The sequence below is a fragment of the Phocaeicola sartorii JCM 17136 = DSM 21941 genome, from assembly GCF_054653615.1.
In genome coordinates this window covers 132,024-150,048 of sequence record NZ_BAAIFW010000006.1, presented here as the reverse complement: position 1 = coordinate 150,048, position 18,025 = coordinate 132,024, and the positions used below count along the sequence as shown (strand labels likewise).

The 18,025-nt window shown below is 47.5% G+C and carries 18 protein-coding genes; 16 read left to right on the top strand and 2 right to left on the bottom strand.

Going from position 1 to position 18,025, the window contains the following annotated elements:
* Positions 1-93 precede the first annotated feature (93 nt).
* From ACYQ0C_RS17615 to ACYQ0C_RS17540, 16 genes are all read left to right on the top strand, one after another.
* On the top strand, positions 94-1,173 hold the full coding sequence (locus ACYQ0C_RS17615; RefSeq protein ID WP_257463904.1) for a hypothetical protein: 1,080 nt from the start codon (positions 94-96) through the stop codon (positions 1,171-1,173).
* Positions 1,170-2,054, top strand: a complete 885-nt coding sequence (locus ACYQ0C_RS17610) for a hypothetical protein (RefSeq protein ID WP_025076672.1) — start codon at positions 1,170-1,172, stop codon at positions 2,052-2,054. The genes ACYQ0C_RS17615 and ACYQ0C_RS17610 overlap by 4 nt, the downstream gene beginning before the upstream one ends.
* Positions 2,055-2,085: 31 nt before the next feature.
* Entirely contained in the window at positions 2,086-2,673 is a 588-nt protein-coding gene (locus ACYQ0C_RS17605; RefSeq protein WP_055300107.1) for a stalk domain-containing protein, read from the top strand.
* A 30-nt stretch (positions 2,674-2,703) separates the two neighbouring features.
* A complete protein-coding gene (locus ACYQ0C_RS17600) occupies positions 2,704-3,447 on the top strand; it encodes a hypothetical protein (protein ID WP_025076671.1) in 744 nt (247 codons plus the stop codon).
* Between the two features lie 92 nt (positions 3,448-3,539).
* Complete coding sequence (locus ACYQ0C_RS17595) at positions 3,540-4,085, top strand: hypothetical protein (RefSeq protein ID WP_235783029.1); 546 nt, start codon at positions 3,540-3,542, stop codon at positions 4,083-4,085.
* Between the two features lie 29 nt (positions 4,086-4,114).
* The gene (locus ACYQ0C_RS17590) at positions 4,115-5,176 is read left to right on the top strand and encodes a BMP family ABC transporter substrate-binding protein (protein ID WP_172681591.1); all 1,062 of its coding nucleotides are present in this window, start codon (positions 4,115-4,117) and stop codon (positions 5,174-5,176) included.
* A complete protein-coding gene (locus ACYQ0C_RS17585; protein ID WP_025076668.1) occupies positions 5,157-7,283 on the top strand; it encodes a C13 family peptidase in 2,127 nt (708 codons plus the stop codon). The genes ACYQ0C_RS17590 and ACYQ0C_RS17585 overlap by 20 nt, the downstream gene beginning before the upstream one ends.
* A gap of 45 nt (positions 7,284-7,328) precedes the next feature.
* The gene (locus ACYQ0C_RS17580) at positions 7,329-7,508 is read left to right on the top strand and encodes a hypothetical protein (RefSeq protein WP_128811825.1); all 180 of its coding nucleotides are present in this window, start codon (positions 7,329-7,331) and stop codon (positions 7,506-7,508) included.
* Between the two features lie 101 nt (positions 7,509-7,609).
* The gene (locus ACYQ0C_RS17575; protein WP_025076667.1) at positions 7,610-8,089 is read left to right on the top strand and encodes a hypothetical protein; all 480 of its coding nucleotides are present in this window, start codon (positions 7,610-7,612) and stop codon (positions 8,087-8,089) included.
* Positions 8,090-8,116: 27 nt separating this feature from the next.
* Positions 8,117-9,412, top strand: coding sequence for a peptide deformylase (gene def / locus ACYQ0C_RS17570; RefSeq protein WP_235783028.1), 1,296 nt, complete (start codon positions 8,117-8,119; stop codon positions 9,410-9,412).
* 62 nt (positions 9,413-9,474) lie between these two features.
* The gene (locus tag ACYQ0C_RS17565; RefSeq protein WP_055300105.1) at positions 9,475-11,811 is read left to right on the top strand and encodes an ATP-binding response regulator; all 2,337 of its coding nucleotides are present in this window, start codon (positions 9,475-9,477) and stop codon (positions 11,809-11,811) included.
* Entirely contained in the window at positions 11,786-13,102 is a 1,317-nt protein-coding gene (locus tag ACYQ0C_RS17560; RefSeq protein WP_055299972.1) for a sigma-54-dependent transcriptional regulator, read from the top strand. The genes ACYQ0C_RS17565 and ACYQ0C_RS17560 overlap by 26 nt, the downstream gene beginning before the upstream one ends.
* A gap of 304 nt (positions 13,103-13,406) precedes the next feature.
* Positions 13,407-13,823: a hypothetical protein gene (locus ACYQ0C_RS17555; RefSeq protein WP_025076666.1), complete on the top strand. Its 417-nt coding sequence runs from the start codon at positions 13,407-13,409 to the stop codon at positions 13,821-13,823.
* 214 nt (positions 13,824-14,037) lie between these two features.
* On the top strand, positions 14,038-14,367 hold the full coding sequence (locus ACYQ0C_RS17550; protein ID WP_008766699.1) for a helix-turn-helix domain-containing protein: 330 nt from the start codon (positions 14,038-14,040) through the stop codon (positions 14,365-14,367).
* A gap of 5 nt (positions 14,368-14,372) precedes the next feature.
* Positions 14,373-14,666: a helix-turn-helix domain-containing protein gene (locus ACYQ0C_RS17545; RefSeq protein WP_008766700.1), complete on the top strand. Its 294-nt coding sequence runs from the start codon at positions 14,373-14,375 to the stop codon at positions 14,664-14,666.
* Positions 14,663-14,974 carry a helix-turn-helix domain-containing protein gene (locus tag ACYQ0C_RS17540; RefSeq protein WP_025076665.1) on the top strand — a complete coding sequence of 104 codons (312 nt, stop codon included), beginning with the start codon at positions 14,663-14,665 and terminating at the stop codon, positions 14,972-14,974. Before ACYQ0C_RS17545 ends, ACYQ0C_RS17540 begins: the two co-directional genes overlap by 4 nt.
* 59 nt (positions 14,975-15,033) lie before the next feature.
* Here the strand turns inward: ACYQ0C_RS17540 and ACYQ0C_RS17535 are convergent, their stop codons facing one another.
* Both ACYQ0C_RS17535 and ACYQ0C_RS17530 read right to left on the bottom strand, forming a co-directional pair.
* Positions 15,034-16,341 carry a site-specific integrase gene (locus ACYQ0C_RS17535; protein WP_025076664.1) on the bottom strand — a complete coding sequence of 436 codons (1,308 nt, stop codon included), beginning with the start codon at positions 16,339-16,341 and terminating at the stop codon, positions 15,034-15,036.
* A gap of 22 nt (positions 16,342-16,363) precedes the next feature.
* Positions 16,364-17,587 (bottom strand): site-specific integrase, encoded by a 1,224-nt coding sequence (locus ACYQ0C_RS17530; protein ID WP_025076663.1) that lies wholly within the window; start codon positions 17,585-17,587, stop codon positions 16,364-16,366.
* Positions 17,588-18,025: the final 438 nt, after the last annotated feature.

Below are 18,025 nucleotides of genomic sequence, written 5' to 3'. Positions count from 1 at the left end.
TACAGCGACAGCGAGTTCGCCCAAAAGTTTATCACCGACGATATGGGCATCAGCATGCGCAACCCCGGTGCAGGCACCTGCTTCACGTTGCGGATGGACGAAAGTCCCGTATGCCATGCTGCGGTGTTCAACGCTACCGTGCCCGAAGGGCTGACAGACGAGCTAATCCACCTGACCTATCCCGTGAAGTGGAATATCGATGCCCTGTTGCATTGGCATGCTGACAAGCCGGTGGAATTGGCTTGGACCCTGCTCCTGGAAGGTGATACCGTAGACCATTTCACGCAGCAGTTCAACTGCCGCAGCCTGCACTGTTACATTCCCGACCCGGTCTTGCTCCAAAAGGAGAATCAGCAGAAAATCAACCTCATCAAGCAATCTGATTTCGGAAGTTATCCCGTCCGGGAAAACGATGAAGTGCTATGTCCTCAGACCGGTGCGTTCCTCATGGGCTACATCGACGAACACTCGGCTTTGGTGGAGCAATTGAAAAAGGAGATCCTGAACGACGGTTACCTGCCTACAATCAGCGGCATGGCGAGCCCCAATAGCGAACAATTGTTGAACAGCACGGCACGTGCCTTCACCTATCTGATGATGAAACACCGCATCTTCTATACTGTCTCTGATGGCGGTCAGCTGCAAAGTCCGAATTACACGGCCGATGTGCAATATATACGTACCATCGACGATATTTTCCACAACCAGCAAGGCTACTGTATGGAACTGTCGGCCGCTTTCGCTTCATGGTGCATCAACCAAGGCGTGAAATGCACCGTTGAATTCGTGCCCGGGCATGCTGTCAACCGCCTGTATGACAGAGAGGGCAAAGCATACCCTGTGGATCTGACTATGCTGGCAAGTAGCATGGCCCAATTCCCCATCCTCTCCGACTCACCCGGAGCCACTGACTTTGCGAACGTAGATAGGTTTTACACCATCCTCATGACACGCAGTCAGCAAGATGAAATCAACACCTATCAACAGGGTCGCCAGGACGATCCGGTGAACTACTCTACCATCGATGTTTACCGCCTGCGCCAATGGTTGCCTTCGTTCAACATCGGTGGCAACTATTTACATACCCGCGCTGCGGCAGTCGAAGAGGATGCACTGCAGATTGTAGAAAACCCGGTATGGAACATTGACAATAATTTAAATTTTGAAAAATGAGACTAAGAACATTCATAGCCCTCGTCTTGCTGCTTCCGGCACTGTTGGAAGCAGCAGCCTTGCGGGCACAAAGCTCGCGTAACAGTTTCCTGAAGGTAGCTGTGGGGGACATCCGTTACGTGGACAAGGCACACAGCAAGAAACAGACCGTAGGCAGCATCCTGACCGATCTGGCTACCACCGCCGTCACAGGTAAGAGTACTACCCAACACGATGAATATGCCCCTTCGGTGCGTGAGGCTATCGTGAAAGCGTTAAGCGACGTCACACGATTCCGGGTCATCGACGGAGATTTCCACCTTGATGAACTGGCGGGCAACGAAGAAGCCCTTTATGTGGATGGCACCATCAACAGCATCACCGGCACTTCGCAAGTCACCCCCTCCACAGTCAAAGACAAGCCTGCCGAACAATCGTACAAGGTGCTTATCAACGTCACCCTCAATCTGAAAGACGCCCGTACGGACGAAGCGGTGGATAGCCACATATTCAGCATGACCGACAGTGACATCTCCTGGATGACTACGGCTGATAAGGCGCTGAACGATGCCATCGACCGCCTGGCTTCCCGCATATCCGAATACTACAACCACCGCTACCCCCTTCATGGCAGTATCGTGGAACGTGGTGAAGAAAAGAAGGACAAACAACGCACGGTGTACATTGATCTGGGAAACAACTGCCGGGCTGAAAAAGGACAACAGTTCAACATCTACGTCTTAAAAAGCATTGCCGGACGAGAAGCCCGTCAGGAGATAGGCCGCCTGAAAATAGAGGAAGTGATGGGTGATGACCTGAGTCTCTGTAAAGTTACCAAAGGAGAGAAAGAAGTAAAGACTGCATTAGACCAAGAAAAAACATTGGTGATCATCAGTCGGTAATTAAGGATAAATGGAAGATAAAAAAAGGATTATGGGAAAAAAGATTTTTACTATATTGTTTGCAACCATGATGGTAATTGCTATATGCTCTTCGTGCGGCAACGACGATGAGACAAAGAACGACATACGGACCGGCGAAGAACAAGTGGATCAACTGATAGACCAACTGATTCTAAATATCGCTCAAATGTGTGTGGACAAAAAGAACGGCGAGTTCTACTTGCCTGTCAGCTCGAAGGATGAGGCATACAGGTTCTGTGAGTCGCTGACCGGCGAGAAGTGGGACGGCAAGAACCGCACTGTGACATTGGCTGATGCGTATGGCACGGTTATGCTGAAAGCAGGTTCGGTAGAAGGGCTGTATGGCACGGTTATCTTCCGTGATGTGCGCCATCTGGACGATATGACATTGCACCTGGCCGATCCGGAGTATATCAAGAATGATAATTATGGGATAGACCAGTTTGTCAATATATCTGTAATAGGAACATGCACAAACCCGAAATGCAAGTATGTCTATACAAAGAATGCTGCCGGTGTGGGTTATATGCCCTCAGGCTACAAATGTGACAAGTGTGGTAGCAAACTGAATGTAACAACGAGTTGGGGAGGACGCTGACTCGACAAACTCTAAAAGCAATTGATCAAGATGAAAAGTACAATGGACAGAGTGCCGGCATGGCTGGCACTGATGGCAGCAGCCATCCTCACGTTCACCTTCACAGCTTGCAGCGACGATGAAGATATTGAGAATGAAGTGACTTACACCTACGTTTTCACCGAAATTTCGGCATCACACCCCGACTTTCTCGAAGAGAAGGGGAAGATAGAGAACGCCTTCAAGTCTGCCCTCGGTGCTACCGGAAGCAACTTCACGAAGCGGGGTACGGTGGAAGAGTGCGACAAACAAGTTTACGCAGCCTGCGAGAAAGCCTGCAATTCGCTCAAGAGCGAAGTGTGGCAAGGCGATTACCTCTTAGAAGTGACAAACACCCTTACCGAAGAGGTAGTGTGCATGGCTGTATTCAATGCCGACAACGAAAACATCTTCGGTGGTTCCTCGCAGGCTGCGAAAGAGAATACAGCAAAGAACTTTACCAATTTTGTCAAGAAGATATACCCCGACTTCCCCGCTGTACAATCCGGGGGGTTAACATGCACTGATTTCAAAAATGAGGGAGAGTGCTTTGCTTTCATGTATAACCAAATTGACAGAGACGATATTATGGCACAAAAGAGGTTTAGAGGGTTATGCTCCATCTCTTCAGAGTACCTGATAATGAGTTATAAAAGGAGTGATGTCAAGAACGGTTTTTCCAAACTGGATATATGGTTTCGGAAGGAAAAGGGCCAACCGAGGTACATCATTACATTTAAAAATCCGAACCAATGATGCTGCCGGTGAAAACAAATGAGACTGCTGATATATAATATTATAACGGTTATGGCGTTATGGCGTCATGCCAACAAAAAGAAGACAAGAATATGACAAGTATGACGAAGAAATTTTTAACGATTATGTGTACTGCAATGGTGGCAATACTCGCATTTACAGCTTGTAGCAACGATGACGAACCAAAGGCTGTATCAAGTGAAGAGATATTGCTAAACATCAACAAGGTGATTGTTGAGCAGGCTAACGCAGAAAAACTCTACCAAAGAGGTGAGGATGGAAGCACTTTGGTGATGATTGCCGACTCGAAGGAGGCCGCCCATAAGCTGTGCGAGCGTCTTATCCTCGACCGGTGGGATGGTAAACAACGCACGATAAAATTCTCAGACAACAAAGGGGTTATTACTCTTGCTCCTGGTACGGATGAAAGCGTCTTTTACAACGTTACGCTCAAAGCACTTGATAATTTCGGTGATTTGTTTATTCGCATCGCTCCCGAAGCATATCTGGAGGGAGAGAATTTTCCTTGGGAACGATTCCCTGTATCAGGGTGGGTATGTTCCGATTGCGGATTGGAGACATTTAAGCTCTACAGACCAAAGAAATGCAATAGATGCGGAGGTGAGAATTTTAAATAATAAATGAGACAGATCACAATATTTATAAAATGAAACATTATGGGAATGTTATCATGTATTTGATTAGCATGTATAATCCTTTCCGTATCTTTTTGGCAATGACAACGTTCTTGGTAACAGGAGCGTTGTCATCCTGCAATCATGCCGATGAGTTGGAGCCGGTTTCTCCGGTTCCACAGATTGTTTTTCTCTTTTCTCCAAGCGGACTAGGCGACATGAGCTATAACGACTGCATCCTCGAAGGCGTGCAGCGGTTCAAGATGGAACATAAAGAGATTGACCTCTATATATATTCGCCCGAATCATTGCCTGAGGCCGAGAAAATCTTCTCCGACTGGCTCAAACGGCCGGAAAGCGACATTCCGGTGTTGTTTGTTCTGGGTAGCAGCGACTATGAGCCTATGGTAGAAAAGCATCTTACCCAACAAGACCTGACTCCCAACAGGAGCCTTTTGCTGTTTGAAAGCCGGAAACAATATGATGACAAACAGATACACACTTTCCAAATTTCTATGTTCGGAGCCTCGTATCTTGCCGGAGCAGTGGCAAGGCAATGTACGGGAGACAGGAAACCGCTTGTCTTACTTGCCAACCCCTCGGACAGTCCCATCAACATAGCCAAAGACGGTTTTGTTGCCGGTTACGGCAGCGACTGCGATGTGGAGTACCTGGCGGATGATTGGACAGGATATGTGTCGGCTTCGCTCGCTTACCGGAAAATGAGCGATTGGGCGGTTGATTACGACTTCATCTTTCCTGTGGCAGGTGGCTCCAATGCCGGTATCTACCGCTACTCCCGAGAATTTGAAGATTCACCGTACCTCGCAGGTATGGACATCGATCAATCAAGTCTCTCCAACCGGATCACTGGCTCGGTCATTAAGCATATCGACCAATTGATTTACAGGTATCTGACGGAATGGGTCGTCACGGGGATTATGCCAGAGAACCAACTTTACGGTCTTGAAAGCGGGTATGCCGACTGGCTGGTCGCATCCCGATACGCGAATAATTTCAACAGTTTAGTCAATGACATACGCCAACAGGCTGTTATTTTCGAGAAAGAGTATTATGAAACGAATGGTTATTAAACTTATTGCACCACTCCTCTGCCTGATCGGTCTGTGGAGCTGTTCGGATGATGAATCTTCCATGTCCTATGCCGATAAACAGTGGACAGAGAAAACCGTTGCCGTGGTGCTCCCGATGGAGAAAGGACTTGCTGCGCATTGGGAAAGAACGTTGGGTATGTTTGCAACCAACTTTGAACGTGCATTCAAAAACCACGAGACAGGTATCAGATTGAAGTTTGAATACTACGACGAGGCAAATGCCGATATGCAGGAACTTGCCCAATCGCTGGCTTTCAACGATGAAGTATATGCCGTCATCGGCGGATTGTATTCATCCAACGCTGCAATCCTCGCGGCTGAATTGACCCTTGTAGGCAAGACATTCTTCACACTCGCCACTACAGAACAACTGGTTCGTGCATACGCATCGACAGGCTATCTTTGGGCGATGACCGAAACCGACATTACGCAATGTGAGGTACTTCTCTCCAAGGTGATTAACTATGGAGGTAAAAGCGTGGCACTTTTGGCCAAGGATAATGACAATTACGGGCAGACGTTCATGGATTGGTTCGCATTTCAGGCACGCGAACTCGGGTTGAAGAATATGGGCAGCTATGCTTACACCCCCGATAACATAGCGGATGTGTCCCGCCAAGCCATGCAGTCGGGTGCAGAGTATGTGATATGTATCCCCTCTGAGATTGAAGAGATGGGACCGATGCTTGAAGCGCATAAAACACAAAGCCTGAACAGTCAGAGTGTACCGAGGATGTTGTTTTCGGATACAGCCTACGGTGCGGATGTGCTCAAGATTCACGGAGATGCAGCCGAAGGGATAGAGGGAGTCGCATTTGGTGCCGATCCTGAATCGGGGTTCGACGTAAGTTATCGGACCTTTTTCAATGCCACGCCCACTCTGGGAGAATCACAGCTCCACGATGCCGCCATGCTCATCGGCTATGCAGCATGGCATCAGCAGTTCAATCCGGAGCTGTCGTTACAAAAATCACTCAGGGCTGTTGTTTCAGGAGAAGACTTGAACATGGGCAGCTGGACGGGTGAGGATATGAGGCTTGTGGTGGATGCGCTTGCTGCCGGCAAGTCGCCATACGTCCGTGGGGCTTCAGGCCATCTGAGGTTTGATGCAAAAGTCTTTACCAATGTGCTTGCTACGACTTACTATAACTTCAAGGTTTACAACGGGCAGTATATCATCCTCGACTATAACACCAGCGATGGAGGAAACCGCACGGATGCGACACTTGCCGGTTGGAACTGGAAGGCTTCGCAGATGCAGGATTTCAACAATTCAGGAGAATTCGATTACCCTGTACATACCGGCAACTGGGCACTTCTGGTTGCTTCCTCCAAAGGATGGGCCAACTACCGCCATCAGGCAGATGTGCTCGCCATCTACCAGCAGCTCAAACAGGCCGGATATACCGACGACCGTATCATTCTCATTGCCGAGAACGATATAGCCGACAATGTGTCGAATCCTAACAAAGGAGTTGTGCAGGTGACCATCGGAGGAAACAACGTGTACGAGCAAGTAGAGATAGACTATCACATGTCGGAGTTGCAGGCAAAAGACATACTTGCCATACTGAGCGGAGAAAAAAGCGAAAGACTGCCCATCGTAATCGAATCTACCGCAAACGACAATGTATTTGTCTTCTGGAGCGGACACGGAGTGCCCGGTGCCTTATGCTGGAACGATGATGCCTATGGCATTATGGGTGACCAACTTGACAAGACTTTCCGTCGGATGAGGGAAAAGAGAAGCTATCGTAAACTCCTGATGATGGTCGAGGCTTGTTTTTCGGGCGGTGTGATGGAGCAATGCCGGAATATTCCGGGAATGTTGTTCGTCACGGCTGCCAATGGTGACGAAACCTCCAAGGCAGACGTGTTCAACGGCGAGATGAAAGTATGGATGAGCAACCGCTTTACCTCCACCTTTATTGAGCAGATCACCGAAAACAAGAACATTGCCCTACGCGACCTATATTACCGATTGTTCATCAATACGGTCGGTAGCCATGTGATGGTCTATAACGCTGAAAACTACGGTAACCTTTATTCGGCTGATATGTCAGAATTTATAAACTTCAAAAAATAATCAAAATGAAACAATCTACGTTACGCCTGCATTTACAGCGGTAACATGCGCCTTGATTCCTATATCAACCGGCTGGACAAAGTATTGTCGCATATCCTCGTCGCCCACCGTCAGACCGATAGGCGGCACAACTACATCTACAACGTCTATGTTAATATTTCAGTCAATGATAGTAAAAACAGAGAACGATACCACGCCTGCCGCTTCGACCAGCTAACAGGCTGAAGATCTCATAGAATACACAACAATAGCTCCTGCCGACATCTGAGTAGGATTCCGGATAGCAAAAACATAAATAAGTAAAACAATAAATCATCATTTTCATTATGAAGCAAATACTTTATATCATCAGTATCGCCTTGATGGCAGCAATAGCATTTATATCGTGCAAGGGAACAAGCAAAACAAATCCCACAGAACCTGGCATTCCGAACTTCATCGGCACATGGTACTATGAAACCATGACTCAAACCGTGCTGGGCACCGCCTCCGACACCATGCTTTACGACTACATCAACAACCCGCAAGAACAGCAATTCTACGAAGTCTATACTCCGGACAGCGTGATGACCTTCTACACCATCCAAAATGACACGCTGATGAAAAAGCTGCGGTTTCGATATGCTTTCCACAACGACACCCTCTATATGTCACACCCCAATAAACCGGTGCAAACCGTACATGTAAAGAACTTCACAGACAGCACTGTGACCATAGACTACACTCGCACTTACCGCGACACTCTCTTCTACTGTACCTCCACTACTCGTCGCAGCGAACTGCCTAAGTGGAAATTTGAGAAGTAAAAACAAATAATAAATACATTAGCAAATATGATAAGAAGAAAATACCTGCTACTCTTTGTCGTGTCCTTTACCTTGCTCTTGGTCGGATGTGACAACGACCTCGGATATCAAAGTCCTGACGATGAGTGGACTGCCGAAACGTTGGTATCCGAAGCTGACGTGGAACGCTCCGGTGTGGATGCCTGGTTCCGTTCGGAAACTATCAGCGACCGGATATTCAACCGCATGTGGCTCAAGTCATGGAAAGAGGACTGTCCTTTGAAGCGATCCGAACTACGTTATTTAAAAATGTTGCATCGTAACGCTGACGGTAACCCGCAAAGGGGTGAGATGGTGGTGAACGCTGCCATTGCCGATAAAGTGATTGATGTATTTCGCCGGCTCTACCAGGCAGACTACCGCATTGAGCGAATGGTGTTCATTGACAACTACGATGCCGACGACGAAAGCTCTATGCGTGCCAACAACTCCTCATCGTTCAACTTCCGCTTCATGACCGGATCTACTACCAAAATTTCCAAGCATGGACTTGGTCTTGCCATTGACATCAATACGCTTTACAATCCATATGTCAAGCAAAAGGATGACGAATCCTGGCATATAGAACCGGCTACCGGCGAACCATACGCATTCGACCGTGAGAACAGGACGGATATACCCTATAAGATAGATCATAACGACCTTGCATATCGACTCTTTACAGAAGCCGGATTTGAATGGGGTGGCGATTGGACTTCATTGAAGGATTACCAGCATTTTGAAATTAAAGATACTGATGATTGTTTTTCTGAACATGAAATTAATCTCATTCGTTCACATGACACAACAAGTCTCATGAGGATTTTAACTGTGGACAATATAAATGACTCGATTCTTTTACGCACTGTTTCTTCAGATGTAAGCAAAGAAATGATGGCAACGAAAGAATACGAACTGTTGGTAAACCGTATGTTGGCTACTGTTCGTAATCCTGAAAATGAAGGTGTTGGAATTGCGGCTCCTCAAGTTGGTATTCTTCGTCGCATTGTAGCAGTACAGCGATTTGATAAAGAAGGATATCCTTTTGAAATTCTTGTAAATCCTGAAATCATCAGTTATTCTGAACAGACGCAACTTGGAACTGAGGGATGCCTTTCTATTCCAGATAAAGAGGGTGAAGTTTTAAGAGCGGCAGATATTACAGTCAAGTATATTGATGGAAAAACTTCTGAATCTCGTGAAGAAAAAATTTCGGGATTTACAGCAGTGATATTCCAACATGAGATTGATCATCTTTATGGGCGGCTTTATATTGACTATCTATCATCTGGTTCTCAAGAATAATAAATAATTAATATAATTACTGATGTTGTGAAGTGACGACGAAATTGATTCCTATCATTCTTATGACGCAGCATAGACAAATATCTTTACTATACAAAGTCTTCTTTGGATACATAGTATTAATGGCAATCATCGGTAGTATGGTCGCTATTGTTCTGCACGAGCGTCACCGTGTACAAAAAATAGAAAACGAATCGATTTCTATTTTCCAAACTCAGCACGACATCAATACCGCCCATCGGTATGTGACTGCATTGGTAACTTATGGAGAATCAGTCATGGTATGGAACAATGAGGATTCTCTGGCTTATCGGGAACGCCGTGTGCGTACTGATTCTATGTTGCAAGTCTTGCGTACACAATGTAGTGATTTTATACAACCAGTGCAAATAGATTCACTTCGTACATTATTGGCCGCTAAAGAAGAACATCTGTTCAAAATAATGGAAGCGTCTTGGGAGCAGAAGAGAACGGATAGCCTTCTATTCAATCAGAAACCGACCGTAACGACACAGACAACCACCCGGACCGTTACCCGAAAGAAGAAAGGTATCGCCGGATTCTTCGGTGGCAAGGAAACCGTACAGATGCCGGTTGTTACAACCAGGCAAACCGCACCGGATAAGGAACTGATCTCGTTGTTGAATAAACGGAAACGGGACATAGAAACTTATACGGACAGCCTGCGGTTGTGCAATAGGGAACTCAACCGGAAATTGCGTTTACTTATTACAAGTCTGGATGAGCAGACATGGAACGCCTTCAGGAGCAAGGAAGAGCGTCTGAAAGCTTCCTACGAACATTCGACTTTGGTCATTACCGGCTTGATTATATTCTCAATCATCCTGCTGTTCATTTCGTATCTTGTCATACAACGGGATATTAAGGTCAAGGCAAAAAACAGGAAGCATCTGGAAGAAACGATAGAGCAGAACATCGCGCTGTTAGAGATGCGGAAGAATATCATCCTGACAATCTCCCATGACATCCGTGCCCCTCTGAACGTAATCAGCGGCAGCGCGGAACTTGCCGTGGATACCAGGGAAAAGAAACGAAGGAACACGCACCTGAATAACATCAGGATTGTGTGCCGACATGTTGTACATCTGCTTAACAACCTGCTGGACGTGTACCGCCTGAACGAGGCAAAAGAAACCCGCAACGATGTACCGTTCAACCTGAATGCCCTGTTGGAACGCATCGCCTTCGGCTTCTCCCATGTGGTCAATAACAAAGGCATCCTATTCAATCACGATTTTACCGGTACCGATGTCAAACTTTGCGGTGACGTGGACCGTATCGAACAGATTTTGGACAACCTGCTCAGCAATGCCGTCAAATTTACAGAAACCGGTACAATTAGCTTGAATGCCCGTTATAACGAAGGTGAATTAGTATTGGAAGTCAAGGATACCGGCATAGGCATGAGTGAAGATGCGCTTTCACGTATCTTCCGCCCGTTTGAGCGGTTGGACTCCGTCAGAAACGCGGAGGGTTTCGGATTAGGCCTGCCGATAACAAAAGGTCTTGTCAACCTGCTTGGCGGGACAATAGACGTGACGAGCGGCATTGACCGGGGTAGCACGTTCCGCATTACACTTCCATTGAAAACCACGGATGAAACGGTAGAGAGCGAAAGCCTGATAATCCCACATCCGGCACATTTGCCTCGGAATGTACTTGTCATTGATGACGATACGATGCTGTTGAATGTGATAAAAGAGATGCTGGAGCGTAACGGGATGAATTGTACGACCAGCGTAAGCTCCAAAGATGTGGTCAAGGCGATGCGGGGCAAGGATTATGACCTGTTGATCTCTGATATTCAAATGCCAGGGACCAACGGCTTTGACTTGCTGACCTTGTTGCGCAACTCGAACATCGGAAACTCCCGCACCATCCCTATTGTAGCCATGACCGCACGTGGTGACAGGGACAAGGAGGCTTTTCTCCATGCCGGATTTACGGACTACATCTATAAGCCGTTTTCTTCATCGGAACTTCTCGGCCTGCTTTCGAGGATAAAGACAAACAGGCGGGAGGAAAAACCGGAGGTTGATTTCAGTTTGATCCTTTCCGAGGTCAGTGACAAGCACAAGGCATTGCTTTCCCTTATATCCCAATCAGAGAAAGACCGTGAAGAACTTGATGCAGCCATAAAAAACGGCGACAGGCAGAAGTTGCGTGAAATCACCCACCGTATGCAACCGATGTGGGAGTTCCTACGGATGGCGGAACCTCTGTTGGCATACCGGACTTTATTGAAAGACAGTGAAACAAGCGACAAAGAGTTAAATGAATATACCCGGCAGATAATAGCCAGCACCGCCATGCTCATCAAGGCGGCGGAAGCCGAGATAAAAAGACTGACAAATGAAACGGAAGATACTGATAGTTGAAGACAACGTGGGGTTGTCGCAAATACAGAAAGACTGGCTTTCCCGGGCCGGTTATGAAGCGGTGACAGCCATGAGCGAGCCGATAGCCCGCTCGTTGATACGCCGTATGCAGTTCGACCTTATATTGTCGGACGTACGGTTGCCCGAAGGCGACGGCATTTCCCTTTTGGAATGGCTGCGCAAGGAGAAGAAAGACATCCCGTTCATCATAACGACCGAATACGTTTCCGTTCCGGACGTTGTGCGTACCATCAAACTGGGAGCCAGGGACTACCTGCCCAAACCTGTGTACAGGGATCACCTGCTGGAACTGGCGGAAGATGTGTTCCATCCGGTAGCCACCGTGAGAAAGCAGGAACGGCAGTTGTTCCACCGCACAAGCCCCATGATATTGAAAGTGGAAAAGTTTGCCAGGCTGGTTGCCCCGTCCGATATGTCCGTGATGATACTCGGGGTCAACGGGACCGGCAAGGAGTCGGTAGCGCAGACCATCCATGACAACAGCGAACGGTATGGCAAGCCTTTTGTCGCCGTAAACTGCGGCGCATTGCCCCGCGAGTTGGCCGCCTCGCTGTTCTTCGGGCACGAGAAAGGCGCGTTCACCGGTGCGGACACGGCAAAGAGCGGATATTTCGACCTGGCGAAAGGCGGCACGCTGTTCCTTGACGAGATAGGCACGATGCCGCATGAAATCCAATCCATGCTCCTCCGGGTATTACAGGAGAATGTATATACCCCGATTGGTAGCGGCAGGGAACGGATTTCGGATGTCAGGGTCATTTCCGCGACAAACGAGAATATGGAATTGGCTATCAAGGAGGGACGGTTCAGGGAAGACCTTTACCATCGTCTGAACGAGTTTGAGATTCGGCAGCCCTCCCTGGAGGAATGCCCGGAAGATATCATTCCGTTGGCGGAGTTTTTCCGTGAACGTTTCTCCAAAGAGTTGAAAAGGGAGACATTGGGATTTACGGAGGATGCCAAACGCAGGATGCTTGCCTACCGGTGGCCGGGCAACGTGCGTGAACTCCGAAACCGTGTCAAGCGTGCCGTACTGGTCTCTGAGTCTCCGATGCTTGACGTGGACGGATTGGAAACAACTGTCTGTGTATGTAGAAATGAGGAAACAGACACACTTGCAATCCTGCCTCTGAAAGGTGAAGCATTTGAGAAAGAAAGCATTATCAGGGCTCTCAAAGCCTGCAACGGTCACCGGGAACAAGCGGCTGGAATGCTGAACATCAACCCGGCAACACTGTACAGGAAGATGAAGAAATACGGGCTGAAATGAATTTAACGACTAAAAATAGTGCAAATGTCGCTGAATATGTGTACTTTTGCACTTAAATAGCGAAAAATGCGGCGTACTGTCTAACGGGCAGTTGCCGTTTATATATAGACATAAGACCGCAAGCGTCCTAATGGGAATCTGGAAAATGAACATTAACAGGAACTATTGCGTGATTGCTTATGCTATGCCTTGGCATAGCGTGCATTCACCTATTCCTGTTAAGGGCATTCCAGAGCCTCCATTAGAAATAGCGTGGATTGCACGCTTCTTTTTTACAGTTTCCGGTTGAAAAAGAATTAAAGCTATGGCAAGGATTCAAGTTGTGACGGCAATAACATTGGACGGTTTCCTTCCGGAACCGGCCGGAGCACTTGTGTCCTGGGTAAGAAACGACAGGCGGGGTTTCCCCTTTTGGCGTGAACGCTGCTCGGCCCTTATATTGCCCCATTCCATCCTTGATTTGCTTTGCGAGAAAGACAACAGGGACGATTCATTCACTTACCTTGCTGAAATCATAGAACCGGAATCGGTGGAGCTGCTTCGCGGGCTTTTCCTCTATGATCTTGTTGATGAACTTGTGGTTTACCAGCTGCCGTTTTCTGCCGGACAAGGGATTTCCGTGTTGAATACATTCCGACCACAACATTGGGAACTGCATAAAACCACCTCTTTTTCCAACGGCATCTGCCGCCTTATCTACCGCAAATCTTGCAAGATGTAACTTGCATTTTGCGAAAAACCTTGCATTTTGCAAGAACATTTTTATCACTACTTTTCATACTAAAAATTTTTATTCCACTGTATTTCAATGGAATGCCGATGCCATTCAGTGAAATACATGGTCATTGGTACGCCATTAGCCCTATATGTAGTATAACCTGTTGCGCGACAAGGTGTAAGCAAAACTATTATTTACACTAAAGACAGAATGCATTATGCTACAGATAAACAGCGAAAGTGTCCAAATAATGCTCATGCAAATCATGGAACGGTTCGATAGAATCGACCGTACCCTGGAGCGGATGAACAAGTTGAAAGAGTGTCTGGAAGGCGACACACTTCTGGATAACTATGACCTTTGCCAATTGCTCGGCATCACCAAACGCACGCTGGCACGTTACCGCCAGAAGAAGTATGTCACCTATTACATGATTGACGGACGGACTTACTACAAGGCCTCCGAAGTGGAAGCGTTCCTCAACCAAAAAGGGAAGGTGTTGCCCCCGAAACTGAAAAACCGGATGGATGTTCAACTCAAAAAATGACTGGTATGGAAATAGTATGTATCGACAAACAGACGTTCGATGAACTTCGGGTACGTTTCGGCAAACTGGAGGAAAAGGTAATGGGTATGTGCCGTCCGGTGGAAGACCTCGGCTTAAAAAAGTGGCTTGACAACCAGGAGGTGTGCGAGATATTGCGCATATCCAAAAAGACGCTTCAGGTGTACCGTGACAAGGGTATCCTGCCTTACTCACGCATCAAGCACAAGATTTTCTTCAAAACCGAAGACGTACACAAACTATTGGAATCGAATTACTACCACTTAAAACGAGAACTATGAGCTATCATTTTTTAGAACGGAAAGACCCGCGTGTCGATGTCCTGTTTCAGGGACTTGACAATATGGAGCGGTTAATCGCAGCGATGGAGGACACCCCTAAATCCGTATTCCACGGCGAACGTTTCCTGACGGACGAGGAACTATCCAAAATTCTGAGGGTCAGCAGACGGACATTGCAGGAATACCGCACACTTGGTGTTGTCCCTTACTATCTTGTACAGGGTAAGGCCCTCTACAAGGAATCGGACATCCTTAAAATATTAGAGGATGCCTACAAACGGTGCAAAGAAGATATGCGGTGGGTGTGACATGACAAAACGGAGAAACGGCTCGTTCATAGGGACATGCGTTTCTCCGTTCTTGATTTTCAGATAGCGTGGGGTGTCCTTTTTCTGCCTTTCCGGGTGGTGAAATCCTCCTCGCAAAGTTCAGTCGTACCACAGAAACCGCTTGCTTTCAAAATTTTCATATCCTCGTCCACTTTTTTATCCGTCACCTGCGCGTAAAGTTGCGTTGTAGAAATCGACATGTGTCCCATCATGCGGCTGACCGTTTCTATCGGGACTCCGAGTGAAAGTGTGACATGGGTTCCGAAATTATGGCGGGCCTGGTGGAAGGTCAAATCAAAACCGTACACCTTTCCCAGTTCCCGCGTCAGCAGGATAAAATAGCCACGGCGGTAAACATTGAACACATTATCCCCTTGTTGCTGGTTCCGGTATTTTTCAATGATTCGTAATGGAATATCCAACAGGCGGACGGATGAAAGCGTGTCTGTCTTTTGACGGCGTATGTGAATCCACCACGCACCGTCTTCGGATTGTGTGATATCACTCGTCTTCAACCTTTTCAAGTCCGCGTAAGCCAGTCCGGTAAAGGTCGAAAACAAAAACATGTCCCTCACGAATTGCAGTTGAGGTTTCTCCACGGGAGTCTCCATGAGTTTCTTGAGGTCTTCCAGCTTCATGTGGCGGCTCTTCCGTTGTGGCAACGCAGGGTGGAGACGGCAGTACGGGTCACGGCGGAGCGTTCCCTGGCTGACTGCCAGTTTGGTCATCTTTTTCAGGCGGTACAGATGCTCATGCACGGTCTTGGGCATCATGTGGCAGTCCTTGCAAAGGAACAGTTCAAAATCATCATAGAAATTCTTGTCAAGGCTACGTAGCGTGACATCTTCCACGCCTTTCTTATCCTTGATGAAAGCGGAAAGGTGCTTGTACGATCTCAAGTAAGAATCAAGCGTTTCCTTGATGCGATCCAGCCCAACACGTCTTCTGAAATCTTCGTTATGTTCCCGGAAGAGAGCCAGCAGGGTAAGCGGTTTCAGCCCGACACCCATTACGGCGTTCTTCACCAGTTCCGCCGTGATGAATCCCAGGCTGTTCTTAATCCGGTTGTAATGTCCGGTAATCTCCTCCGTCAATTCGTCTATGGCACGGTTCACTATCACCGCATTCGCACTGCGTCCGTTGGCACGGCCTTTTTCCGGATTCCAGATGTCGGGATTGACGGATACCTTCGTGCCAATCTGTTCCCATTCGGCATCGATGCTCACCTTACACAGCAACTGGCACGTCCCGTCCTTGCGCATCTTGGTACGGTTGATATAGAACAGTATCGCGAATGTGCTGCGATGTCTGATAGTATTGTCTGTATGTTCACTTTTCTTTTTCATGTCGTTGGCTTTTTATCGTTTGTCAAATAACCACGGAGAAACGTTCTGCTATTCTCTCGTTCAATATCCGCGTGTCTGCATTTATCTTGTCATCAGTTACTTTGGCGTAAATTTGGGTCGTCTCAATCCGGGCGTGTCCCAACATCTTGCTGACCGTTTCAAGCGGAACCCCATGTCCGAGCGTGATTTCGGTTGCATAGGTATGGCGGCCGGCATGAAAAACCAGCGGACAGTCTATGTCACAGAGTTTTGCGATACGTTTTAAGTTAAGGTTCATCGTGCTGTTGGAATACATGGGTAGCAGTTTCCCGTCCGGTGCTGTGTCCCTGTATTTCTCCATGACATGTAACGGCAGGTCCAGCAGGGGGATTTCAAACTCGACTCCGGTTTTCCGGCGCGAGCTTCTGATCCACCATGTGCCGTCATCGGCAAGTGACAAATGCTCTTTCGACAGAAGCCGCATATCACTGTACGGGATGCCGGTGTAGCATGAGAATAGGAACAAATCCCGTGTGAGATAAAGGTTCGGTCTGTGAAGAGGCATGGTCATAAGCCGTTGCAGTTCCTCGGATGTGAGATACCTCCGTTTCTGTTTCGGGCGCACGGGTTCATAGCCGGTAAACGGGTAGGTGGTGATGATGCCGTCCGCCACGGCTTCACCAACGATGATTTTCAACTGCACGGTCAGGTTGATAATCGTTCCCGGAGAGAGGCGGCAATCCGTCCGAAGGTGCGAATCGTAATCCTGTATGAAGGAGAGGGTCAATGCCGAAAACGGGATATCCGACAAGTTGTACTTTTCCCGCATGAACCTTTCCACATGGTTGTAGGCGTTCCGATAGCTTCTCAAACTGCCTTCGGTCCGGTTTACACCCACGCGCTTCGCGAAGTTCTCAATAAACGTGCGGAAGTAGCTCAATAACGTTGTCTGTTCACCAGCCATACCCAGCAGCAGACTTTTGACATCATCCGCAGTCACACTGTCACGAACAACCGACAGTTCAGCATAGATTCCCAATGCCATCGCACGGATTTCATCCAGCCGGTTGTTGATTTCCTTCGCCTTCACACTTTTGCCTGAAGCACGCCCCGAACTCCATATTGCCTGCGGCACACGGAGTTTCAGGCTGAAAGCCGCTTCAGAATACTTGCCGATGTTCAGCCTTGCCATTACAGGACACATACCATCGGCATCCGCCTCGCTCTTTTTGAGGTAGAACGACACCTTTACATTCGCTTGATCCATAGCTTTTTACTTTGTTTGCAAAATTACCGGATATCGAGCAAATGAACGGCATGACGAATATAGCGGAATATGGAAAGAAGCTCCATGCGTAACATTCAGAACCTGTATTTTCTCCCTTTAGCAAAAAAAGCATTAACTTTGTACTCGCAAAATATGAGTGAAACAGCGTTCTTTACGGTGATGTCAGTGGCAGTGCATAGACCTTTTTCCAATATTGTTTTCGACCTTGAACAGGCAACGGATAAGTAGCAATTTATTTTCCTAACTCCTCCAAAACAGGTCAAAACCATATAATGGACGAATATAGGTAAAACCTACATATCTCCCTTTTATTCCAACGGTTTGCATTATTCCTGCGAAATCCATCCGTATGTGAGCGAGTTTTCCTATCTTTGTCAATATGGCGTATGTCGGGAAAATGATGTACGTCATATATTT